16 protein-coding genes are annotated in these 25,159 nt (G+C 50.7%); 5 read left to right on the plus strand and 11 right to left on the minus strand.

Translation table 11 applies throughout. The features are described from left to right. The 6 genes from KB559_RS12725 to KB559_RS12750 all read right to left on the minus strand — a co-directional run bounded on the left by KB559_RS12725 (position 1) and on the right by KB559_RS12750 (position 9,264). Positions 1 to 2,298 carry a glycoside hydrolase family 3 N-terminal domain-containing protein gene (locus KB559_RS12725; protein ID WP_211022314.1) on the minus strand — a complete coding sequence of 766 codons (2,298 nt, stop codon included), beginning with the start codon at positions 2,296 to 2,298 and terminating at the stop codon, positions 1 to 3. Positions 2,299 to 2,325: 27 nt separating this feature from the next. Next, positions 2,326 to 3,243 (minus strand): carbohydrate ABC transporter permease, encoded by a 918-nt coding sequence (locus KB559_RS12730; protein ID WP_211022315.1) that lies wholly within the window; start codon positions 3,241 to 3,243, stop codon positions 2,326 to 2,328. Positions 3,244 to 3,265: 22 nt separating this feature from the next. Then, the gene (locus KB559_RS12735) at positions 3,266 to 4,204 is read right to left on the minus strand and encodes an ABC transporter permease (RefSeq protein WP_211022316.1); all 939 of its coding nucleotides are present in this window, start codon (positions 4,202 to 4,204) and stop codon (positions 3,266 to 3,268) included. Between the two features lie 103 nt (positions 4,205 to 4,307). Beyond that, positions 4,308 to 5,795 carry an ABC transporter substrate-binding protein gene (locus KB559_RS12740; protein WP_211022317.1) on the minus strand — a complete coding sequence of 496 codons (1,488 nt, stop codon included), beginning with the start codon at positions 5,793 to 5,795 and terminating at the stop codon, positions 4,308 to 4,310. Between the two features lie 135 nt (positions 5,796 to 5,930). Further along, positions 5,931 to 7,448 (minus strand): response regulator transcription factor, encoded by a 1,518-nt coding sequence (locus tag KB559_RS12745; RefSeq protein ID WP_211022318.1) that lies wholly within the window; start codon positions 7,446 to 7,448, stop codon positions 5,931 to 5,933. Then, on the minus strand, positions 7,441 to 9,264 hold the full coding sequence (locus KB559_RS12750; RefSeq protein WP_211022319.1) for a sensor histidine kinase: 1,824 nt from the start codon (positions 9,262 to 9,264) through the stop codon (positions 7,441 to 7,443). The genes KB559_RS12745 and KB559_RS12750 overlap by 8 nt, the downstream gene beginning before the upstream one ends. Before the next feature lie 186 nt (positions 9,265 to 9,450). On the opposite strand from KB559_RS12750, the gene KB559_RS12755 reads away from it, so the two are divergent. The 4 genes from KB559_RS12755 to KB559_RS12770 all read left to right on the plus strand — a co-directional run bounded on the left by KB559_RS12755 (position 9,451) and on the right by KB559_RS12770 (position 13,716). Next, positions 9,451 to 10,122, plus strand: a complete 672-nt coding sequence (locus KB559_RS12755; RefSeq protein WP_211022320.1) for a response regulator transcription factor — start codon at positions 9,451 to 9,453, stop codon at positions 10,120 to 10,122. After that, positions 10,119 to 11,504 carry a sensor histidine kinase gene (locus tag KB559_RS12760; RefSeq protein WP_211022321.1) on the plus strand — a complete coding sequence of 462 codons (1,386 nt, stop codon included), beginning with the start codon at positions 10,119 to 10,121 and terminating at the stop codon, positions 11,502 to 11,504. Before KB559_RS12755 ends, KB559_RS12760 begins: the two co-directional genes overlap by 4 nt. A gap of 146 nt (positions 11,505 to 11,650) precedes the next feature. Continuing rightward, positions 11,651 to 12,982 (plus strand): ABC transporter permease, encoded by a 1,332-nt coding sequence (locus tag KB559_RS25150; RefSeq protein WP_247681783.1) that lies wholly within the window; start codon positions 11,651 to 11,653, stop codon positions 12,980 to 12,982. An 8-nt stretch (positions 12,983 to 12,990) separates the two neighbouring features. Beyond that, positions 12,991 to 13,716: an ABC transporter ATP-binding protein gene (locus KB559_RS12770; RefSeq protein WP_211022532.1), complete on the plus strand. Its 726-nt coding sequence runs from the start codon at positions 12,991 to 12,993 to the stop codon at positions 13,714 to 13,716. Positions 13,717 to 14,930: 1,214 nt separating this feature from the next. Here the strand turns inward: KB559_RS12770 and xylB are convergent. Together xylB and xylA are read right to left on the minus strand one after the other, a co-directional pair. Next, positions 14,931 to 16,427, minus strand: a complete 1,497-nt coding sequence (gene xylB / locus KB559_RS12775; protein ID WP_211022322.1) for a xylulokinase — start codon at positions 16,425 to 16,427, stop codon at positions 14,931 to 14,933. Between the two features lie 144 nt (positions 16,428 to 16,571). Beyond that, on the minus strand, positions 16,572 to 17,888 hold the full coding sequence (xylA, locus tag KB559_RS12780) for a xylose isomerase (protein WP_211022323.1): 1,317 nt from the start codon (positions 17,886 to 17,888) through the stop codon (positions 16,572 to 16,574). A 294-nt stretch (positions 17,889 to 18,182) separates the two neighbouring features. Here xylA and KB559_RS12785 point away from each other — a divergent pair, with 294 nt between their 5' ends. Then, positions 18,183 to 19,358 carry an ROK family transcriptional regulator gene (locus KB559_RS12785; RefSeq protein ID WP_211022324.1) on the plus strand — a complete coding sequence of 392 codons (1,176 nt, stop codon included), beginning with the start codon at positions 18,183 to 18,185 and terminating at the stop codon, positions 19,356 to 19,358. A gap of 61 nt (positions 19,359 to 19,419) precedes the next feature. Here the strand turns inward: KB559_RS12785 and KB559_RS12790 are convergent, their stop codons facing one another. The 3 genes from KB559_RS12790 to KB559_RS12800 all read right to left on the minus strand — a co-directional run bounded on the left by KB559_RS12790 (position 19,420) and on the right by KB559_RS12800 (position 25,057). Then, positions 19,420 to 20,346 (minus strand): nucleoside hydrolase, encoded by a 927-nt coding sequence (locus KB559_RS12790; protein WP_211022325.1) that lies wholly within the window; start codon positions 20,344 to 20,346, stop codon positions 19,420 to 19,422. Positions 20,347 to 20,422: 76 nt separating this feature from the next. Further along, positions 20,423 to 23,992: an EAL domain-containing protein gene (locus KB559_RS12795; RefSeq protein WP_211022326.1), complete on the minus strand. Its 3,570-nt coding sequence runs from the start codon at positions 23,990 to 23,992 to the stop codon at positions 20,423 to 20,425. A gap of 258 nt (positions 23,993 to 24,250) precedes the next feature. Then, positions 24,251 to 25,057, minus strand: a complete 807-nt coding sequence (locus KB559_RS12800; RefSeq protein WP_211022327.1) for a formate/nitrite transporter family protein — start codon at positions 25,055 to 25,057, stop codon at positions 24,251 to 24,253. Between the last annotated feature and the right edge of the window lie 102 nt (positions 25,058 to 25,159).

Raw genomic sequence — 25,159 nt, forward strand, 5'->3', positions numbered from 1 at the left:
TTAACCCTCCCGCACGATAAGCATGGCGCTCAGCGTCTCATTCACATGGCTTCCGACGTGAATTACGAATTCCCCGGGTTCCACGACCGGCTTGTAATCCCGGCCGATGTATTGCAGCTCTTCCGCTCCGACGGTGAACTCCACCCGCCGGGATTCACCCGGCGCGAGCACTACCTTGCGGAAGCCCTTCAATTCCTTGGCCGGTCTCGTCACGACGCTGGCTACGTCAGTTACGTACATTTGAACAACTTCTGCACCGGACCGGTCGCCGGTATTTGTCACTTCTACCGTTACCTTTGCCGATCCGTTCGCAAGGATCGACTCCGGTCCGACGCTTAGATTCTCATATTTAAATTGCGTATAACTAAGGCCATATCCGAACGGATAACGCGACTGCGAATCGGTTTCCAGATATCTCTTGCCGCGCGAACGCTTGCCGTTATAGTAAACCGGAAGCTGGCCGACATCCTTCGGGATCGAAATCGTCAGGCGGCCGGACGGATTAATGTCACCGAACAACACGTCGGCGATCGCATGTCCGCCTTCTTGGCCCGGATACCAGGCCTCCACAATGGCGTCCGCGTGCTCGTCGATCCAAGGTTCAGTGATCGGCCGTCCATTGATATACACCACGATCAGCGGTTTGCCCAATTTATGGACTTCCTGAATCAGTTCCAATTGGACTCCCGACAACTTCAGGGACAAGCGGTCGATGCCTTCGCCGCAATCCATGTCGCTCTCCGCATTTCCGGTCACTTTGGAAGCCCCCGTCTTCAAGTCGATGCTTCCTTCGCCAAAGTCCCGGGCGCTGGAACCGCCGACGACCATTACGACCGTATCGGCCTGCTCCGCACAGGATAAAGCAAGTTCAAAGCCTTCTTTGGAATCGCCTTTGATACGGCATCCCGGGGCATACAGCACCCGCTCCGATTCCGCGCCCAGCTTGCTGCGGATACCGCCGAGCACGGTGGTGACTTTCGACCGCGGCTGTGGCGAAGTATAATCGCCAAGCTGGTTATATCCAACGTCAGCGTTCGGGCCGATAACGGCGATGGTCCCAGCCGACTTCGACAATGGCAGCACGCCGTCTTCATTCTTTAGCAGCACGATGCCTTCCCCGGCGATTTTCCGGGCCAGTTGGGCGTGTTCCGCGCTGCCGATCACTTGCTCGGCTTTCACCGGATCGGCATATGGCTGTTCGAACAGTCCCAGCTTGAACTTCAGTGTCAGTACGCGTCGGGCGGCCTGGTCCACCACAGCCTCAGCCAACCGGCCGGACCGGACCGCATCAAGCAGATGCTTGCCGAACATCTCGCCGGACATCTCCATATCGATGCCTGCCTCAATCGCCTGAACGGCGGCATCCCGTCCGTCCTCGGCCACGTCATGGCCGGATGCCAGCATGTCGATGGCGCCGCAATCCGTAATAACCATGCCGTCAAAGCCCCACTCGCCGCGAAGGACGCCGTCCAACAATTCCGTGTTGGTCGTGCACGGCACACCGTCAATCTCGTTGTAAGCCGGCATGATCGAAGCCGCTCCCGCTTCCACGGCTTTGCGGAACGGAAGCAGGTCAACCTCCAGCAGCTCGCGCCGTCCCATATGGACCGGACCGGCGTTGCGGCCGCCTTCGGAGCTGCCATAGCCTACGAAATGCTTCAAGGTGGCGGCAACGCTGTCTTCGCCGTCCAGACTGCTTCCCTGCAGCCCTTCCACCGAGGCCACCGCCATTTCGCCGATCAGATATGCATCCTCACCGAAGCATTCCTCCGTCCGGCCCCAGCGGGGATCGCGGACGACGTCAAGCACGGGAGAGTAGGTCACCGCCCCGCCCTGACTGCGGGTTTCCAAGGCCACGGCCCGGCACATTTCCCGGTACAAATCCACGTTCCAGGTACTGCCGAGCGACAACGGCACGGGGAATACGGTGGCGCCGATGGCCATATGCCCATGAGAACACTCTTCCCCGATCAGAATCGGAATGCCGAGCCGGGAATGCTCAATCGCATACCGTTGGATCTCGTTGACCGCCTCGGCGCCCTGGCGGGGAGATAATCCGCTCTCCAGTGTCACTCCTGTCCAGGGATCGGCTCGAAGCACGCCATATAACGACCCGACACCTCCGTCAGCCACTTGTTTCTTAAAGCTTTCCGTCAGCTCTATTTTTCCGTCTATATGCTCATAAGTCTGCCAGCCGAACGGCTGGATCAGCTGGCCGACCTTTTCTTCCAAAGTCATCAGGCTGAGCAAATGCTCCACCCGTTCCTGTATCGGTTTAGTCTTGTCTTTATAGATCATGGTTTCCACTCTCTCCTCCAAATGATCCTATTCTTTAACTGCCCCTACCGTAAGACCTTGAATGAAATAACGTTGGAAAAACGGATATGCAAAAATGATCGGCCCCGTCGCCAGTACTACCATAGCCATCCGCGACGTATCCTGCGGCAATGAACGCAGCGCCTCAAGACTCAAAGAGCTGTTTTGCGAATTTTGCAAAATGAACTGCATGCTGGTTTCGATACGCATCAGCATCGATTGAAGCGGAACCAGATTCGGATTGTCGATGTACAACAACGCGTTAAACCAGTCGTTCCAATACCCCAAGGTGCTGAACAACCCGATGGTTGCCAAACCTGGAAGGGATAGCGGCAATACGAGTTTGAGAAAAATCCGGAATTCTCCCGCTCCGTCGATTTTCCCGGATTCGATAATCGCGTCGGGAACGCTTGTACTGTAAAACGTACGCAGAATCATGATATAGAAGGCGTTGACCGCCAGCGGCAAAATCAGAGCCCAGACCGAATCTTTAAGCGACAGCATTTGCGTCACGATAATATAGGTCGGTACCAGACCGCCATTGAACAGCATCGTAAAGAAGGCAAAGAAGGCGAAAAAATTGCGGTATTTAAAGCTTTTACGCGAAATGGCATAGGCATAAAAGGAGATGAACAACAAACTGACAATCGTACCTACCACGGTCACGAATATCGTAACCCCGTAGGACCGAAGCAAAGTATCCCCGGTTTGGAACACGTAGCGGTAGGCTTCCAGGCTCCACCCGGCAGGGATCAGTTTGTAGCCGTCTCTCGCCAGCACGTTTTCGTCCGTAAAAGAAATAATGACGACGAACAGAAACGGAAATACGCACAGAAAAGCGAAAATACCGGCAAAGAGATTGAATATCACATTCCAAGGCGTTGAAAGCCGATGAAAATCACGTACTTTATAGGTTCTCGCAGACATGTTACTCACTCCTTCCGGTGGATTAGAACAAGGCGCTGTCCTTGTCAAATTTGCGTACGATATAATTCGAGGTCATGACCAGAACAAAGCCTACGACGGATTGATACAGACCTGCCGCCGTACTCATGCCGATCTCGCCGGTCGTTTTGAGTCCGCGATATACATACGTATCGATAACGTTCGTGACCGAATACAGGGTGCCGGAATCCCGCGGAACCTGATAGAACAACCCAAAGTCCGCATAGAAGATCTTGCCGACGGCCAACAGCGTCATGATGGTGATGATCGGGGTCAACAGCGGAATCGTAATGTTGCGGATTTGCTGGAACTTGCTTGCGCCATCGATCATGGCCGCTTCGTAAAGCGACTTGTCGATCCCCATAATTGCAGCCAGATAGACTACGCTGTTATAACCAACCGCTTTCCACAAATACACGAGAATAAGAATATAAGGCCAGACTTTAGGATCGTTATACCACTGCATCGACTCCCAGCCTAAGCTCTTGAATACTTGGTTGAGCAGCCCGCGCTCGGAGCTGAGGAAACTGAATGCGAAATAACCGACGATAACCCAAGACAGAAAATAGGGAAGGAACATGCCGGTCTGATATACTTTGGCCAGTCTTTTGTTGGCGATCTCACTGAGCACCACGGCCATTAGTACGGATAGAATCAAACCGATAATAATGAACGCGACATTGTAGAGTAAGGTGTTTCTCGTGATGATATAGGCATCGTTCGTACTAAATAAAAACTTAAAGTTGTCCAAGCCCACCCATTTGCTGTTGACGATGCTCGCCCAGAAGCCGTCCCGGCTGAAGCGGTATTGCTTAAAGGCTATAATCGTACCGAACATCGGCATATAGGAGAAGAAGAGGAACCACAATGCACCCGGCAGAACCATGAGCAGCAACACTTTATTTTTGATGATATCGCGAAAAAATCCGCCTACCATTTTCATGCAAATCCCTCCTGATCGCTAAAATGAAAACCTGACGAGTGTAAAAAAGATCGGGCGTTAGGATCTTCACCCGCCCGATCTTCCTAAGCCTCATGAAGCTTGATTACTTGTTGTTAGCGGCTCTCCACTCATCGATTTGTTTTTGCGCTTCGGCAATGATCTTGTCGAGTCCGGCTGCTTTGAATTTCTCGTTTGCTTTTGCCAGATATTCGTTCGGATCTACCGTACCGGTCATCAGGGAAGACCAGAACTCTTCCTTCACGTTTTGCACAGCCGCGATTTCATTCGTTACCGCGGAAGTATCGAAGTTGAAGCCAAGCAGTGGAGCGTTAATGCCCGATGCGTTAAATTTCTTGAATTCGTCCCATTTATTTTCTGGGTCTCCTTCATTCAGGTAAGTGATCATAACGTTGCCGAGCGAGAATGTAGGCATGTCGTAATTTTTGGCATCAGCCAGGTTTTTGACCGTGTTGTCATTCACTTTTTCGTAATGAACGCCTTCAATACCCGAGTCGATCAGGTTGCGCAGATAAGAATCCGTGTTCAACAGGTTCAGGAATTCCATAGCTTTCTCCGGATGCTCGGAGTTCGCGGAAATAGCTTGCATGGAGCCCATTACGGACCAGTTATAAATGTACGGTTGGCTGGCTGGTGTCGAAACTACCGGATAACCGTAGCTTGCGGACCAGAGGTTATCGGCCAACGGCTGCGTTGCAGCGCGGTCCATGAACCATTTGCCGGATTTATACAGATCGTCTACAGATGTCGTAGTTGCTACTTCCGGAGAAACATAACCCGCCTGGTAGAACTTGCGGACGGTTTCCAGCGTCGATTTCGCTTCTGGAGTTTCAAGGATATTGACTACCTTGTAATCCTTCGTATCCATATACACGGCCATCGGCATTTTCTCGATGACATAGTCAAATGGCATAACCGGCATGAAATCCTTTAACATCGCGTATGGAGTAATGCCCGGTTCGTTTTCCTTGATTGTCTTGAGCATCGGCTCCAGGCTTTCCATCGTTGTCGCCTTGCTTATATCCAGATTGTATTTGTCGAGCAATTCTTTGTTGAAACGCCATACTTCTTGAGCCGGGAGTTCTTTGTTGGCAGGAATCGCGTAGTTATGTCCGTCAACCTTGGAGCCTTCCAGGAAGGCTGGGTCCAATGTATCCGTGATCCCTTTTCCGTATTTGCTCAACAGGTCATCCAATTCCATAAAAGCGCCCTTCCGCGCATTTTGAACGTAATCGAAAGCCCAGGAGCTTGTGAACATGATGTCCATCGGCTCGCCGGAAGCAGCCATGACTTGCATCTTTTGCGTGTAATCGCCGAAGTCGATCATTTTCATGTCGATGGTGGCATTAATTTTTTCCAAGGTGTACTTGTTGACTTCATCCACTACGCGTTTAAGGTCTTTTTGCGGAGCGCCGATCGTGTACCAGATCAGTTCAACTGGTTTTTCGGACTTTCCCGAATTACCCTTCGCCGCCGAATTGTCGGCTTTGTTACCGCCGCAAGCGCTAACAATCAGTGAAAGCGCAACCAATGAAATCAGTAACAAGGAGAAGCTTTTTCTTTTTTTGTTCATTCAGGTATAACCTCCCTTTGATGTAGAAGCAATGAATCTATATTTACTGTAAATCATGAAAGCATTTTCAAATAGAAGTGAAAATAAATAAATCATGGTTCAAAATAAAGAAAAGAGTCGGCCAGCAGAAAAATGCTAGCCTAACCCTTTAAATTCCGTGGGGGATACCCCGACATACCTTTTGAATTGTTTGTAAAAATATCCAGTTTCCCAGTACCCGACATTACGGGCGATTTCATGAACTTTCTGATGTGTCGTCTTCAGCATTTCCTTGGCTTTGTCGATCCGGTAACGGTTGATATACTCGGTGAACGATTCGCCTACTTCTTTATGAAACAGCTGACCCAAATAAACCGGATGGATCTTGTACGTGTTCGCCAGCGTCTTCAGCGAGAGATCCTGGTTGTAGGAATTCTGAATCGTGTTCAGCACCTGCTGTACGACCGGACTCTTCACATCCCGGGTCATGGCCTCCATGACCGCCGCTGCGGTTTGTTTCACAATGGCTGCAAGCTCTTCCACCGTGGTTGCCGATTGGATCTGTTCAAATCCGCCCGAAAACAATCCGACGTCTTCGGAATGGCGAATTTCCTGCAATTCCAGCTTAATGCGGATCATCCACTCCAGGGCTACTTCCTGAAGCAGTGCCGGGGACGCAGCACCCGATTCGCCAAGGGAGGTGAACTGCCGGTCGATTAATGCGAAAAGTCCCTCTTTGTCCCGAGCAAGCAGCAGTCTCGAGCTTTCGTTCCAATCAAAGGAAGACGCCTCGGCGGTGGTCGCAGAACGGGCGTTCAGTTCGTCGTAGCTGATGACGTTTTTCTCCGGAAAAATCATGAAATACTCTTGGGCCTTCTTCGCATTTTCATAGCTGAGCGAAGCGCCCGTATCCCTGTTCTCTACACTGCCAAGGGAGATTTGGGGCTGAAAGGAGGACAAAATAGAAGTAAGGCGGTCGATTCTCGCTTGCACCTCTTGTTTACCCTGCCCTGAATCCTCAAAATGATGCAGCAGCACAATATCGCTATCATTGTTACGGAACGGGATCACGCTTGGATCACCGCTAAGCTCCCGTTCGACCAGATCAAAGGCGCCTGTGGAGTTCAGCCTGAACCGCAGCAGCGAAATCAGCACCAGCGGCTTGTCGATGTCGATCCCGAGCAGGTCGGCTCTCTCTTTGAATTCCAGCGTGCCGATTTGATTGTACACCCAGCGGTGCATGACATTATCCCGCAAAATACGGATGCTATATTCGTTCAAGGCCTCATTGCTCCGGGACACTTCAAGCTTGTCGCGGACGCTCGCCAAGGTCCCGCGGAACTCCTCCAGATTTATCGGTTTCAGTAAGTAATTCTCAATGCCTAACGCCATGCCTTCTTTCAAATAGGCAAATTCGTCATACCCGCTTAACACGATCACCTTCAAAGCCGGCTTGAACTTACGCGCCTCTCGGATCAGTTGCAGACCGGTCATTTCCGGCATCGAAATGTCGGTAATCAGAATGTCTACCGGCTTTTCGTGCAATGCCTGAAGAGCGGCTTTCCCATTCTCGGCCTGGCCGACGATCTCCATACCGAGCTGGGCCCAATCCACGATATCGTACAATCCTTCGATGATAAACGGTTCATCATCCACAAGAAATACTTTATACATTCCGGTCACCTTCCTCTAGCTCAGGAAAATTCACGATTACAGTCGTGCCTTTCCCCTCTTCGCTGTGTACTTCCACCCCATAAGCATCCCCGTACAGCAGCTTCAACCTTTCGTGAATGCTCCGCAGGCCGAAAGATTCCGAGTATTCATCGGGCTTCTGAAGCCCCTGATTAATTTCTTCCAGCCTGGCCGGGGAAATTCCGCGCCCATTGTCCTCTACCTTAGCTTGCGCTAATCCTCCATCGGAAGGAAATACGGAAATCGAGACGAAGTTATCGTCCCGGTCTGTCCGCAGTCCATGGACGATGTAATTTTCGATGATCGGCTGAAGCGCCATTTTCATCACCGGTCTGGTTTCAAGCCCTTTGTCGAATTGTATTTCATACGCAAGCCTATCCTTATAGCGGATCCGAAACAGCTCCAGATACATGCGGCATGCTTCCAGTTCATCCTTTAGCGTGTAGTTCCGCTTTTGCTGCACATAGTTTTTGAAGAGCATCGACAGGCTGTAGATCATTTCGCCCACATCGTTCGCTCCCTGCGAAACGGCGCGCATGCGGATCACTTCCAGCGTGTTATACAAAAAGTGAGGGTTGACCCTGGATTCCAGCGCTTTCAATTCGGATTGCTTTTGCTTGATTTCAGCTTTATAGACCCGGTTTATATACAGGTTTAAATTATCGAGCACACTGTTAAAGCTCTTGGAGATGAGCCCGAGCTCATCATCACGGTCGTCTTCGATGCGCACCGACAAATCGCCGTTTCTTACTTTGCGCGTAAAGCGGACAATCCCATAGGTCCGTTTGGCAAAGTTGCTGATAAACAGGGACGGCAGGATAATCGCCACCAAGATACAAATTAAACTGATCGTCAAAATCGTATTCCGGATGCCGCGATAAGTTTTGGCAAGCTCATTTTTCGGAATCGTGCTGAGGACAGTGAACCCGCCCTGATTTTGAATCAGTTTGGTGACGATCAGACCATCGGCTATCATCCCATTGTCATACGCGGAATTGACCTGTTCAAAATGAGGATATACGCGTCCGTAATACGTGCCCGAACTATCGAACAAAACATCGCCTTTGCTTGAAATGACAAGAATTTGGCCTTTCAGATTATCGCTGAAACGTTCCAGGCTCTCCTGCACCCGGTTCGTGTCGAAATAGACAACCAGCTGCCCCATGTTTCGCAGAGACAAATTATTATTGACGGGAACCCGAACCGAATACATCGGCGTTTGCGGCATGCCGATCGTCTTGCGAATCCAGATGTTCGGCAGGGAAACGCCGCTTTCTTGCTCCAGATACATCGCATCGGGAACATAGGAACGGGAAGCGTTGGTCGGTATGATTTTAAACTGCTTGAAACTATTATAGGCGTATAATTGCTGCATATCCGCGCTGTACAGCATAAGACTCAAAATATCCGGGTCATCCTCGACCTGATTTCTGAAATACTGCACCGTGTCCGTAGGGGAACCCGTATCGTTGAAGAACCGGTCCAGCCTGTACTTCACATAATCCTGATAAGGGTGCTCCATAAAATAGGACATATTATAAGCCAGCTCCCGGTCACGATAGACGTCGCGCAACATCCGCTGAACGGACTCGTATTTGCCGGAAATGTAATTCGATACGCTTTCCAACGCGCTTTTTTGCACGTCCATTTGCCGCTGAACCGCAGCTTCCGACATCACCCGGTACATCAGATAGGAGAACGTAATGATCGTCAAAATCATGACTACGGAGAAGAACAGGATGATTTTCATGAACAGGTTGTTTTTGAAGTATTTTCGGTAGATGTCTCCTACGATCATATCTCTCTCCTTTCCGCCAGGCGGCCGATCATCAAAATTATAACATGACCAAGCAAGCACTGCGGGTGGCCAAGTGGTGATTTCATTATTTTGGATAACTGCTTAATTGTATAATTTCCGCAGTTAAGATATATTGTCATCATTCGTAGATAGCAGGAGAAATCCAGTCAAGGAGATGCTTAAACCGTGATCCATATTTTAATTGCCGATGACGACCCCCATATCCGGGAGTTGTTGACTTATTATTTGCAAGGAGAAGGCTATGGAGTCATCGAAGCCGCCGACGGAACCGAGGCTTCGGCTATTCTGGAAGCGCGGCCCGTTCATCTGGCCATTATAGATGTCATGATGCCCGGGAAGGACGGATTTCAGCTCTGTAAAGAAATCAGGGAGGATTATGATGTGCCGGTCATTTTGCTGACGGCCAAAGATCAGTTGTCCGACAAGGAACAAGGCTTTGCCGTAGGGACCGATGATTACGTCACGAAGCCGTTTGAGCCGAAGGAGCTGCTCTTTCGCACCAAGGCGCTGCTCCGGCGCTATCAGATGGTAAACGCGGAAACGATTCGGCTGGGTGATACGGTCATTGACCGGAAAAGCTATGAAGTGTTGTGCAAAGGAGAACAGCTGCTGCTCCCCATGAAGGAATTCGAGTTACTGTCCCAATTGGCCAGCTACCCGAACCGGATTTTTACGCGTGAAGAGCTAATCGCCCATATTTGGGGCTTTGATTTTGCCGGCGATGACCGAACGGTCGATGTGCATATCAAGCGACTGCGGGACCGGTTCTCGGACTGCGGCGACTTTACGATCACTACGGTTCGCGGCGTGGGTTATAAACTGGAGGCTGCCAAATGAAGAACCTCTACCACCGTATCGTCGCCACCACCGTGCTTGTGATGATTCTTAGCAGCTCGATCGCTTTTCTGACCTCCAACCTTTATTACCAGTACAAGCTCAAATCTTATAATGACAGTAAGGTCGCTCATATGGCCGAGCAAATCAAGCATTTCTACGAGGACAACGGTGAGCTGCCCCTTTCCCCGTATCTTGACCATATCGGAAAGCTCGGATATCAGTTTTATTTGGTGGACGAGCAGGGCCAAGATGCTTTTTACGGGCAAAGCTTCCGGAAAACCGGGATCGATCCGGGAACGGTCCGGTCGGTTCTCGAAGGTCAGACGTATCATGGAATTACGGAATTCCCCACGGGTTTGTTCATTACCGGGTTCTTCGACAACGATCTCCGCAATACGATCGGCGTGCCGCTCCATAGAGCGGGCGAACCGGCTTACGCCCTTTTTCTCCGTCCTAACGCTATGGTTCAGTTCGGGGAAATGCGGACCTTTTTCGCGATCATCCTTGTCGTTTCCATTCTGCTTAGTATCATTCTGGTGGCGTTCAGCACCCGGTATATGGTCAAGCCTATCGTTAAATTGACGGAGGCCACCAAAATGCTGGCTCGCGGTAAATACAACATCAAGCTGGACGTAAAACGGGACGATGAAATCGGAAAGCTCGCCGTTAATTTCGCCCATATGGCCAAAAGCCTGGAACAGCTTGAAGCGATGCGCCAGGAATTCGTCTCCAACGTCTCTCACGAAATCCAGTCGCCGCTGGCGTCGATCCAAGGATTTTCGCACACGCTGCTGACCGCCGATCTGCCGGAGGAACAGCGCCGGCATTACCTTTCGATTATTGAGGATGAAAGCCGGAGAATATCGCAATTGAGCAAACAACTGCTGACCCTTGCCTCGCTGGAGAAAGAGGAAACGATTCTGGAGAAAGGGTCATTGGATGTAGGGGCCCAAATCAAGCAAGTGCTGTTCATGACCGAATGGAGCTGGCGTGAAAAAGAGCTGGCGATCAAAATGGATCTGCCTTCGCTCTTTATTCAAGCGGACAGCAAATTGCTGCATCAGGTATGGATCAATCTGATCACCAACAGCATCAAATTTACGGAGGAAGGCGGCACGATTTCGGTCCGGCTTCGTCCGGACGGGAAGGATTATATCGCGGTGGAAATTGCCGATACCGGCATCGGGATCTCCGAAAGCGACCTGCCGAATATTTTCCAGCGCTTCTACCGGGCCGATAAATCGAGAAACCGGAAAGAGGGCAGCAGCGGGTTGGGACTGGCGATCGTAGAGAAGATCATCGAAATGCATGGCGGGGAAATTCACGTCGAAAGCGAACCCGGAAAAGGAACGCAGTTCCGCATCCGGCTGCCGATTCATTAATAGAGTGCATTAATAGATTCATTAATGGATTCATTGCCGGCTCAGCTTCCGTTCATATTCAGTTCATACATCCTGTTTATATTTATAGATGCAGCGAGTCATCGCTCGCTCGAAAAAATAGATAACAGGACTGGAGTGGAATAGAGATGTTTTTAGCCCTACGTGAACTAAAGCATTCTAAGACGCGTTATATGCTGATTTCATTAATCATGGTTCTGATCGCCTGGCTGGTGTTGTTTGTTTCCGGCCTCGCCAAAGGACTATCCTCCGATAACGCCTCTTCAATTCAAAATATGAACGCGGATTATCTGGTGCTGGATCAAAACAGCGATCACCGGTTAAGCCGGTCGGCGCTTACGGGGGACGCGCTGGAGCAGGTTAGACTGGCTATGGGCGCGGACGCGGCGGTAAACTCTTCGGATCGTGACGCCAGCGATACGGCGATGGCTGAACCGTTGGGGGTTCAGATGTCTGCGGTAACCCAAGCGGGTTCGCTTAAAAAAATCGACGCGACCTTCTTCGCGGTCGAAGCGGACGGTATGCTTGCTCCGAAGGTGACGGAAGGACGGATGATCGGCGCGGATGCCGCGGAGGAGGTCGTTGCGGACTCTTCTTTTAAGGCGGAGGGCTTGAAGCTCGGAGATATCATTGAAGACCAGACTTCCGGCCGGCAATTTACGATCGTAGGCTTTTCGGAGGGACAATCGTTCAGCCACTCGCCCGTTCTCCATGTGAATTTTGCGGCGTGGGAAACAATGCAAGCGAGTGGACCGCGGGCTATGGGGGGAAGCGGTGCTGTGGGTGAAGTGAGTGCTGATGGTGGTACTGGTGAGGTAAGTGCTGCGGCTGATTCGAGTGCTGACGGAGGTGCAACTGCTGCTGGTGGTGCGAGTACTGATGGCGCTGTGAGTGCTGCTGGTGAGGTAAGTGCCGCTGGGGAAGTGAATGGTGCTGGCGAAGGAGGGGCTGGCGTTGTTTTTAACGCCATTGCTTTTAAGGGCTCCGGCTCGACAGCCGCAGAGGTCGGCGCACAGGTATCTGGCGTCGATGTCATCAGTAAAGCCGAGGCTCTCAAAGGTATACCCGGATACAAGGAAGAACAAGGTTCCCTGCTGATGATGATCGCGTTTCTGTTTATCATTGCCGCGTTTGTCCTGGCTGTGTTCTTTTACGTAATCACAATTCAGAAAATCAATCAGTTCGGCGTGCTCAAAGCGATCGGTGCAAAGACGGGATTTCTGGCCCGCAGCCTGCTCGCCCAAGTGCTGTCTCTTTCCGTGTTCAGTCTGGCCATCGGGATCGCCTTAACATACGGCGTTTCGGCCGTACTGCCGGACAGCATGCCTTTTGAATTAAATTTCAGCCTGGTCGGCGGCAGTGCGCTGCTATTCCTGGTCGTTGCCGTGGCCGGCTCACTGCTGTCGCTTTATCGGGTTGCCAAAGTTGATGCGATCGAAGCTATTGGGAGGGCTGCATAATGAGCACGATGACAAAAGAACAAGATGTGAAGTTTTGGGCACGCTCCGATTCGAACGTGGACAGCAAGCTGCTGCTCGATCAGGTCAGCAAGGTTTACGGCGATGGAGATAACGAGGTCAAGGTCCTTGACCGGGTATCGCTAGAGGTGAAGGCCGGGGAATTCGTGGCTGTCGTCGGCCCGTCCGGAGCCGGAAAAAGCACATTCCTCTCCATTGCCGGCGCTCTGCTATCCCCGACTCGGGGCAGAGTTCTGATCGGCGGACAGGATGTCAGCAAACTGAGCGGTTCCGAACTGAACGATGTCCGGCTTGCAAAAATCGGATTCATATTTCAATCCGCCAACCTGATCCCCTACCTGACCATCAGAGATCAATTGCTGCTGATTGGAGAACTGGCCGGCAAACCGAAGGCGGAGTCGAAAAAGAAAGCCGACGCCCTGCTCGAACGTCTCGGACTCGGCCACCGGCTGACCCGCTATCCCGAGTCTCTCTCCGGCGGTGAACGCCAACGTGCGGCCATCGCTCGTGCCTGGATGAACGACCCCGAGATCATCCTCGCCGACGAGCCGACGGCCAGCCTCGATTCCGAGCGCGGCCGCGACGTCGTACAGATGCTAGCCGACGAGGTCAAGCATCGCGGCAAAGCCGCCGTCATGGTTACCCATGACCAACGTATGCTCGACCTGTGCGACCGCGTCGTGTACATCGAGGATGGCCAGCTGTCGGAGGCGTAACGCCATCGCTTAGCCCAGCCCGGCTCGGCCCGGAGAATTAACTGCAAAACCTGCAGTTAATTCTCTCGATAAACCGACTCCGGGACATTTAAATGTAAATTCTACAGCTAATTTAGGCTCTTTCAGCGAAAAAGGCAGGAATGATGAAAATTAACTGTACAAAATACAGCTAATTATCCGAAATGAACGAATTCAGAACAATTAACTGTAGAAAATACAGTTAATTATTCAGAACAAACGAAAAATTACTCTTATGGCACTCAAGGATGAAATGTTACTGGGAGGTTTGCATAATGCGCGCGGTTTGGTGACCAGATTGTTAGAGTAACTAATTCATGCACTTGGCCGAACGTCTCAGGAACGGGCCAACGGGCTACTGCGCTGCTGGACCGGATCACCAGTCTAAATCATCACTCGGAATCATTAGTCGAACTCACCAAGCTGAGCTCTCTGTGCATCTCAACCAGTCTGTCCAAATAATTAACTGCAAAATCTACAGTTAATTCGCCCGATAGACCAGTCTCGAGCAAATTAACTGGAAATCCTACAGCTAATTTAGGCTCTTTCAGCGAAAAGGGCAGAAAAGATGAAAATTACCTGTACAAAATACAGCTAATCATCCAAAATGACCGAATTCAGGGCAATTAACTGTAGAAAATACAGTTAATTATTCTGAACAACCGAAAAATTACTCTTATAGGCACTCAAGGATGAAATGTTACTGGGAGGTTTGCATAATGCGCGCGGTTTGGTCACCAGTTAGTTAAAGTAACTAATTCATGCACTTGGCCGAACGTCTCAGGAACGGGCCAACGGGCTACTGCGCTGCTGGACCGGATTAGCAGTCTGAATCATCACTCGGAATCATTAGTCGAACTCATCAAGCTCAGCTTTCTGTGCATTTCAACCAGTCTGCCCTAATAATTAACTGCAAAATCTACAGTTATTTCGCACGATAGACCAGTCTCGAGCAAATTAACTGGAAATCCTACAGCTAATTTAGGCTCATCCCAGCGAAAAAGGCGAAATGATAAGAATTAACTGTACAAAATACAGCTAATTGTCCAAAATGACCGAATTCGAGTCAATTAACTGTAGAAAATACAGTTAATTGTCCAACAGAGCGCCCAGTTTAGCTCTTTAACGTCAAAAGCGCGAGACCCCTTACAGCGTAAAGGGTCTCGCGCTTTTAATTGTCTATTCAATCCTCCTGCTTAGCCGCGGAATTCCTGCAATCCTTCGTTCAGCGAACGGGTGGCGGAATAAACTTGCTGATACAGCTTGAACAGGCGGCCGTAGGTTTCTACGTTAGCCGGAATCGGCTCGTAGGTTTTGCCGTAGCCGATAAACTTGTCGGCGCATTCTTTCAGGCTGCCGAACCAGCCGCAGCCGACAGCGGCCATCATAGCGGAGCCCATGGCTGGGCCTTGCTCGTTCTTCAGCGAGACGACCGGCGTGCCGAAGATGTCGGCCTGCATTTGCAGCCAGACCGGATTCTTGGCGCCGCCGCCGATGGAGATGACGCGTTCGACCGTGATGCCGGCTTCGCGGAACAAGGCCACGGACTCGGCCAGCGAGAACGTGATGCCTTCCATCACGGCGCGGGCGAGGTGCTCGCGGCGGTGCGTGCCGGACAAGCCGATGAAGCTGCCGCGGATGACGCTGTCCGCGTGCGGCGTGCGTTCGCCGACCAGGTACGGCGTGAACAACAGACCGTCCGCGCCCGGAGGCAGCGAGCCGACAGGCTCCAGCAATTCATTGAAGCTGAGCTCCGGCGCGAGCGAGTCCTTAAACCAGCTCAACGAGTAGCCGGCCGCCAGGGTCACACCCATGGCGTAAAAAGCGCCCGGATGCGCATGGTTGAAGAAGTGCACCTTGCCGGCGAAGTCCTTGTTCTTGTCCTCTTCGTACGTGAGGACAACGCCGGACGTGCCGATGCTGCACAGCGCATCGCCCTTACGGACAATGCCGGCGCCTACCGCGCCGCAGGCATTGTCCGCGCCGCCGCCGAACACCCGGGTGTTCGGCGAGAGCCCGCACTGCTGCGCGAATTCCGGCAGCAGCGTGCCGGTTTGCTCCGTGCTGCCGACCAGCGGCGGGCAGAACCCTTCCGGAAGGCCGAACGCCTGAGCGATTTCCTCGCTCCAGGCCCCTTCCGGAACGTTCAGCAGCAGCGTGCCTGCGGCATCGGAGATTTCCATCTCTACGCGCCCGGTCATCCGGTAGCGCAGATAATCCTTCGGCAGCACGAACCGTGCCGCCTTGGCGAACAGCTCGGGCTCATGCTTTTGCACCCACAGGATTTTCGGCAACGTAAATCCTTCCAAGGCCGCATTGCGCGTAATGTCGAGCAGCTTGCCGCCGAGCTTCTGCTCGATTTCCCGGCACTCCTTGGTCGTGCGGGTATCGTTCCACAGAATCGCGTTGCGCAGTACATGATTCTGCTCATCAAGCAAAACCATACCGTGCATTTGTCCCGAGAAGGACACGCCTTCAATATCTTCCCCCGAAATACTGTTTTCCTGGAGCAATTGCTTCAGGCAGGCGATCGTTCCGTTCACCCATTCCTCCGGATTCTGCTCGCTGTAGCCCGGACGCTCCTGAATCAGCGGGTAAGCTGCTGTAGCTTCCCCTTTGATTTCTCCCTCCTTGTTCACCAGCACCGTTTTTACCGAGCTTGTGCCAAGGTCAATCCCTATAACGTATTTCATCCGTGACGCTCTCCCTTCATTCAACTAGTCAGTTAAGCCGTGCCCAACCAAGCAGGCCAAATACCACAAAAAGGGACGGCAGGCGTCCCTTTTTGCTGTTTCTATCAAAGATCAATCACACCGGTAGTCGTTCGTTCCGATTGCTTATTTTGTTCCGAAGATGTACTCGTTCAAGCGGGCTTTAACCAGCTCGAGGTGGTTCGATTTGTTGCGGATGTCGCTGTGCTCAAGAGCATAAGCTTCCAACGATTTGAAGTTGGCTTTGCCCGACAGGATGTCGGCGCCGATGCCGGATTTGAAGCTGGAATAGCGCTCTTCGAGCAATCCGTCGATGAATTTTTCTTCTTTCATTTTTGCAGCCACTTTCAGGCCTTTCGCAAAAGTATCCATACCTGCGATATGAGCGTAGAACAGATCCTCAGGCTCGAAAGAAGTACGTCTTACTTTGGCGTCGAAGTTTACGCCGCCGGAGCCGATGCCGCCGTTTTCAAGAATTTCGTACATAGCAAGTGTAACGGAATACAGGTCAGTCGGGAATTCGTCCGTATCCCAGCCGAGCAGCATGTCGCCTTGGTTCGCATCGATCGAACCGAGCATGTTGTTCAAGCGGGCTACGCGCAATTCATGTTCAAAAGTGTGACCTGCGAGCGTAGCATGGTTAGCTTCCAGGTTGAGTTTGAAATGATCTTGCAAATTGTATTTTTGCAGGAACGCGATGGTAGTAGCCGCGTCGAAATCGTATTGGTGTTTTGTAGGCTCTTTTGGTTTTGGCTCGATCAGGAATTGGCCTTTGAAGCCGATTTCCTTAGCGTAGTCGATCGCCATTTGGAAGAATCTTGCCAGGTTGTCAAGCTCAAGGCCCATATCCGTATTCAACAGGGATTCGTAACCTTCACGTCCGCCCCAGAACACATAGTTTTCAGCGCCCAGTTCAACTGCAGTTTCCAAGCCTTTTTTAACTTGAGCAGCAGCGTAAGCGAATACGTCGGCGTTCGAAGTTGTTGCAGCACCATGGACGTAACGTGGATTGGAGAACATGTTAGCCGTATTCCAAAGCAGCTTAACGCCAGTATCCTTCATGCCTTCTTTCAATTTAGCAACGATTACGTCGAGGTTCTGGTTGGATTCTTTCAAAGTTGCGCCTTCAGGAGCTACGTCGACGTCATGGAAGCAGTAGTAAGGAGCGCCGAGTTTTTGAAGGAATTCAAAATTAACTTCTACGCGTTCTTTAGCCAGATCCAGGCCGGATACAGTCTCCCAAGGACGGATCATGTTGGCCGCACCGAAAGGATCGGTACCGTTCATTGTGAATGTATGCCAGTAAGCTACAGCAAACCGGAGGTGTTCTTTCATCGATTTTCCGAGTACGACTTCGTTTTCGTTATAATGTTTAAATGCCAGAGGGTTGTTGGAGCCTGCGCCTTCATACTGAATTTTGCTAATGTTCTTGAAATAACTCACTTTTGAGTCCTCCCTGCATGATTTGGATTTTAGTAAGCCCTTTCATGGGCTCCCTTAATAAGATGGTTCAACAAATCAAATTTCGAACATGTTGTAATCTTGGATGCAGAAAACCTGATTGATTGAACATGATTTCTTAAGTAGCATGCCCTGTAGATTTGTCTGCATGCCCTTTTCAACTAGATCGTATCACGTTATACTTAGTTTGTCTAGTAAACTAACTAAGTTATTCAGTTACCTTTTTGTTTTTATGATATGATGGCAAATAAGAGCAAGTCTATACGGAGGATTATCATGAAAATTACCGGCGACCAGCAGTTGATAAAAAAAATGAACAAGAGCATCGTGCTGGACACCATCCGTCAGCGTCAGCCCTTGTCCCGTGCAGATATTTCAGCCGGCATTGGCTTAAATAAAGCGACCGTTTCCTCGCTCGTTTCCGAACTGATCGACAGCAATCTTGTTACGGAGATCGGTCCGGGGGAATCGAGCGGCGGACGTAAACCGACGCTTCTACTATTCAATAAAAATGCGGGCTTCGCCATCGGCATAGATATCCGGGTCAGTGATCTGCTGGCTATCTTGGTTGACTTGGAGGGGAATGTCCTCCATGAGAAAAACGTGCCTTTAACGGACTTCTCTCCGGAGACGGTTCTTGAGCAAATTCGAAAAACGATCTTGCTGCTTAAGCGAAAGCTCCCCGAGTCCCCTTACGGGATCGTCGGGATCGGCATCGGAGTTCCCGGACTCGTTAATGAAAAGAACCGAGTTGTTTCCGCGCCCAACCTGGGGTGGGACAATGTCGATCTAGCAGGTGCCCTAGCGGCTGAATTCAGCGACAACATTCATATTGATAATGAGGCGAACGCCGGGGCGATCGGCGAGAAGCTGTACGGTGCCGGCCGCGATTCGCTCAATTTAATTTATCTAAGTCTTGGCGTCGGGATCGGCTCAGGAATCATCGTCGGCGGGGAATTATACCGGGGAACTTCCAACTTCTCCGGCGAGGTCGGACATATGACGATTGCGGAAAATGGACCGCTCTGCCGCTGCGGCAACCGGGGCTGCTGGGAAACGCTGGCTTCGGAGAAGGCTCTGCTTGACCGTGCGGCAGCCCTGGACGGAGATGGCGAAGCTCCTGATCTGGAGAGCATCATGAAGGCGGCCAAACAAGGCGATTCCGCCGCTGTTTCCCTGCTAAACGAAATCGGCTCCCAGCTCGGCGTCGGGCTGGCCAATCTGGTCAACATTCTAAACCCGGAGCTCATTGTCATCGGCAATCGCTTGTCGTTGGCCGGCGAATTGTTTGAAGATGCCATGCTGCGCACGATTGAGAGCCGGAGCTTATCATATCACCGCAAAAAAACACATGTCGATTTCGCCAAGCTTGGCATCCGTTCCACGGCGCTCGGCGCCGCTTCCATGCCGATTACGGCTTTTCTTACGGACACGGACGTAACCATCGACTAGATCTTCTACAAAAAAAGCGCGAGTATCGGGAGACAAGTCCCCGCTACTCGCGCTTTTTAAATTAAACTTCCCCGCCTGTTATTCTGCTCGTAAAATGCTTCAAGAAGCGATCCGCGTCAACACCGGTACAAACGCTGATCTTCGGTTCGCCTTCCGTCGTTCCTACAGTTCTGCCGGTTTGTTCGCCCTCGGTAACGACCGTTACCCGCATCGGCTCCACCCGGACCAGGCTTGGATCCACGGCAACCCCTACCGCTAACGGGTCATGCAGGCCGCAGCCTCCTTTTCCCGGATAAGTCGATTCGTAAAATCCCATATAGAACTCGCTCATTTCCGCAAGGAAGATCGCATCGTTCCGGCCGGACGACCGCCAAGCATCCAACTGCGTTCTCGGCAGCAGCGTTTGCAGCGTAACATCCAGTCCGACCAGCGTCAACGGCAAACCGGATCCGAATACCACGGCTGCAGCTTCCGGATCAGCCACAATATTGGCCTCCCCGTATGGCGTAACATTGCCGGGCACGGTAACCGCACCGCCCATCACGATCACTTCCTTGACCAAGGTCACGATTCCCGGCTCCTTTTCAATCGCCAGCGCCAGATTGGTCAACGGACCCACGGCTATGATCGTCAGTTCGCCCGGATAGCGCGTTACCTGATCAATGATATAATCCGCCGCTATCCCCGGTTGCGCTTGACCCTGCGGCGGCGTACTCAGTGTGTTTCCAAGCCCGTCCTCCCCATGAACATGTCTCGAGTAACGGGCTTTCTCTCCGCGGCGCAGAGTTTCCTTGGCTCCTTCTATGACGGGAACCGGCTTGTCCAGCTTCTCCAGCACCGCCAATGTATTTCTCGTAGCTTCCGCTACCGTAACATTCCCGAAGCAAGTCGTAATCCCGATCAGTTCCAGCTCGGGGGAGTGTGCGGCATAGACGATAGCCATGGCATCATCCACGCCTGTATCTACATCCAGAATAACTTTTTTCAATGAGGATCCTCCCTACATGATGTGATAAAACCTAGAAGTCTATACGATCCTCCTGCTCCCAAATATACAATTGCCCTCATTCAGGATGCTGCAAGGCGGAAGCTTTTCCGCCGATGTCGTAAACAGGATTGCTCCGAATAAGCCGGATCGCTTCCTTCTCAGGAAGCGGCTTGCTGATAAGGTATCCTTGAATTACATCGCATTTTGCCCGTTTGACATACTGCATTTGCCGGGCCGTTTCCACGCCTTCTGCCACGACCTTGAGTCCCATCTTTCTGCCGATCAATACAATTGCCCGGGCCAAAGAACGGCTATCGTCATCGTTAGGCACATGCTCGATAAAGGTTTTATCGATTTTCAGCGTCGTAATCGGCATTTGTTTCAGATACCCGAGAGACGAGTATCCGGTTCCGAAATCATCGAGTGCAATTTGAATTCCCTTCGATCTAAGGAAGGAAAGATTCGGGATCAGTTGGTCAAACGACTCCACAATTGTCGATTCCGTAATTTCGAGTTCCAGTAATTCCGGTTCAAGCCCCGTTATTTCCAGCGACTCCATTACTTTATCGACGAAATTGTCCTGAATCAGTTGGATCACCGAAATATTGACCGCAATTTTATAGTGTCCGTGCCCTTGATCCTGTAACCGCTTGGCAAACATGCAAGCCTGCAAAATAACCCAATCCCCTATGGGAATAATCAGTCTACTGTCTTCCGCAACCTTGATAAACGTAAGTGGCGATACGAATCCGAGCTCCGGACTATTCCAGCGGATCAGCGATTCAAACCCAATGATTCTGCCGGTTTTCAAGCTTAGCTGCGGCTGATAGTATAACAGAAACTCCTCATTTTGTAATCCTTGCCGCAGATACTTTTCCAGTTGGACCCGTTCATTAAACGCTTGAAGGAATGAAGGATCGAAGATCATGTACTTCCCTTTACCCGCTTCTTTCGCGGCATACATGGCCACGTCCGCATTTTTCAGTATTTCCTCTGCGTTCGTCCCGTCTTGCGGATAGTATGAAATCCCGATGCTCACGGATACATAGAGATCGCTGTCATTGATATGAAACGGCGTTTTGAACCCGTCCAGCAGCCGATCGGCCAGCTCAACGGCCTGCTCCTTCCGCTCGATTTCCTTCATAAGAATGACGAATTCATCCCCGCCGAGCCGGAACAGCATTCCTTCATCTCCAATGATCTTGGAGAGACGGGAGCTGGCTTCTATCAGCAAACGGTCACCGAATTTATGGCCAAGCGTGTCATTTATGTATTTAAAGTTGTCCGTATCTACGAAGAACAGAGCCGCTTTCCCGTCGGGACGGGAGAAGACCAATTCCAATTCCTCCAGCAGATACAAGCGGTTTGGCAGATCGCTAAGCGCATCGTAGTATGCCAAGTGCTGCAAACGCTCCTGGGACAGCTTCAGCTCATTGATATCTGAAATCGAACCTATAAACCGGATGGATTCGCCCGCTTCATTAAGAACCGTCTTTCCTCTACCCTGAAACCAGCGGTACTCTCCATTTTTCATGCGCAGCCGATATTCGCATTCGAACAGGGACTTGCCATTTTTCTTGGCCGCCTCCAACTCGCGCTGATATTTCTCAATGTCATCCGGATGAACGATATCCGTAACCATCTCATTCGTCACGTGATCTTCATGAGAATATCCGAGCAGTTCGAACCATCGTTGGGAGTAATAATACCTTTTCCTTACCAGATCGAATTCCCAAATGCCTCCATTCGAGGCTTCTGTAACTAACCGATAACGTTCTTCGTTCCGGCGCAGCATTTCCTGATTCTCCAGCAACTGTTCATAGTTGATCCGCAATTCATCCTGAGTCGCCGTCAACTCTTCGCACATCGCCTCCAACTCGTGGTTGCTTTGCTGCAGCCGGAGCTCGGATTCCTTACGGTCGGTGATATCGATCATGGACCCGGCGAACCGAACGACCTGGCCTTCATGATTTTTACGGAGCCTGCCTCTGGCTTGGATCCAGATATAAGATCCATCCTTTTTGCGCATGCGATATTCGCCCTCATAAACAGGACTCTCTCCGTTCAAGTACTCCTGCCGCAGCTTTGTGATGCGCTTAACATCATCGGGATGGATCAGCTCCATCCAACCACCTAGCGTCGACTGAATCTCGTCCCGCTCGTAACCCAGCAGCTCGAACAGCCGATCGGAGACGAAGTAATCCCCAGTAGAGGGTACCGTATCCCAGATAACCGCACCGGATCCCAAGGTGGCCAATCTGAATCGCTCCTCGCTGATACGGAGCTTGTCCTCTTTTTTTATCAACTCATCGAACTGTCGTTCCATCTCTTCCTGAGTCGCCGCCAGCTCTTCATATGTAGCTTCAAGCTCCTGATAACTGTTTTGCAGTTTGTTCTCGTAAACCTTGCGATCCTGGATATCCATCCCCGCCACCACAAACACATCCGGGTCCCCGGACAAGCCGCGGATCGTGGAAGACCGGAACAGAAACACTTTGGAAGGGCTCCCGTCCGCGCATACCAGCGTCATCTCCCGGTTGTCCACGAACTTCATGGACAGCGCATCGTCGAGAAGGGTGAACAACTCTTTGTAACGATCCTTCAGGCCGGGGAGTTCATTGTACTTGGTTCCGATCGCGGCCTCTTCCTTGATCCCGGTCAGCCACTCGGCATATTTATTCAGGCGGACGGTTGTTTTATCGCCCTGCACGGCCCAGATAAATAGATTCGTATGATCCAGCACATCCTTGGAGAATTGCTGTTCCCCATGAATCGCTCTCCGAAGCCGGTTAATGTACAGTTTAAGGAGCACATAACTCAAGATAAGGAAGAAAACAAGAATGAAGCCGGCCAATATATAACGATTTCGGATTCTTTCCAAGTAAAAATCGGAATGCTTGAAGAAGTACCTTTCGTATAAAGCTTCGTAGCTTTGCTCTCCGCGCAGTTCGTCAATTCTTTTATTGATATATTCCACCATTTGAGGCGAACCTTTACTGACGCCATAAGCTATGTCCACTGGATACAAATCGTATAACACCTGGCGAATTTCCTTATTCATTCCCTCTTTGACCATTAAGTAATTGACGACCTGCTGGTTCTCGAACAGAAGATCAATCGATCCCTCTCTTAACGCCATCAACCCTTCCTCAACGGTCGGAAAACTGCTGTAATCATCCACTCCGGCGCTAACCTTGAGCTGTTGTTCCGTATATTGTCCCGCTGCCACGCCGATCTTGAAATTTTGCAGCGTTGCAAGCGTCACCTGACCTTCGAAGTATTCCCTCACATAGACGCCGGTATATGTACGCATAACGGGTTTGGAATATAGCAAATCATCCTTACGGCTATCCGAAACCGCCATCAGACCGACGGTATCGATCTCCTGGTTCTTGAGCTTATTATAGGCGGATTCCCAATTATCGAATGTATAATAAATCGAATATTTATCCTCTTCAAACAGCATCCGGGTCAGTTCCAGATCGAAGCCGGAGGGATATCCATGCTGGTTAAATTTATAAGGCGGGTAGTCGAGCTCGGTGTAGTAAGTCACATTATGCCTGGAACTGCCCTCTCCAAAAGCCGGATTATAGAAGGAAGTAAAAAGTATGATGGCAAAAATGAACATCCAAAGTATTCGCTTCATCATCATGCACCCTTTGAATTATGATCGTATACCCGGCCGCCTAGCAAAGAAGGATAGAGTGGGAGAACAAGGAGCGGGAGTCATTGTGACAGAAACAGTGACTATGGAGCTGTTTTCCAGGATATTCATCCTATTTCGTTTAATTTTAACATAATTTTGAAAGTTCAAATAGGCTTTTTTACCTAAAAATTCAAACGCGGAACCGCACGCAAAAAAGACCGGCCTCTACTCTGAAGAGAGAAGCCGGTCTTATAAGTCCTATTTTTTCGGCAATTTTTCGTGATTTTCCGCATCCAGGAACGGTTTATTGACAAAATAGTACATAAAGCCCATCAGCAATACACCGCCTACCAAATTACCCAGCGTAACCGGAACCAAATTGTGCACGACCCCGCCGAAGGAAATGGTGCCCGGATGGTTGAGTACCAACGCAATTGCGAATGTACACATATTAGCTATACTGTGCTCGTATCCCGAAATGAAGAAGCAGAACACGAACAGCATCATCGCAAACATTTTGGCGCCATCCCCCTGCAAGGACATAGGAATGAAGAAAGCCAGGCAGACCAGCCAGTTACATAGAATTGCCCTAAAAAACAGCTCTATGGTCGAGGTGCTCATCTTATGCTCTACCACATTCAGCAGGAAGCTGTTGACAGAGGAATCGTCAAAAAGTCCGGTCAGGTAGATCAGCAGCGCAAAGGCGCAGGCTCCTAATATATTCCCGATATAACTAAGAACCCACAGTTTAACGACCTGAAGCCATTTCAGCTTCTTTCGCAGCGCGGCATAAGTATAGTAAAACGTATTTCCGGTGAAAAGATCCCCTCCGCCATAAGCGATCAGGATAATTGCCGCGCCGAACGTAATGGCGGCCATCGGATAAGTCAGCGGGGATTGCTCCATGTAGAAAAAGTTTCCGCTCTTGAAGGCTACGATGACCCCGAATCCGATGAACATGCTCGCAAGCATGGCTCTGGCGATGTAACGAAGCTGGCTTTGCTTGAAGATTTTGTACTTTTTAAGCGCCAGCTCTTCCACTTTTAACAAAGATTCAGTTTCCATAGTGCCTCCCTTGTATTATTTCTCCTCATTTTCCATAAATCCTGGAGGTTGTCAAGCTTCTCCGCATTTTATTAGATACTCGTTATTTACTTTTTGCCCTTA

Origin of the sequence: Paenibacillus sp. Marseille-P2973 (assembly GCF_018101095.1) — a bacterium.
Classification (GTDB): Bacteria; Bacillota; Bacilli; order Paenibacillales; family Paenibacillaceae; genus Fontibacillus; species Fontibacillus vini.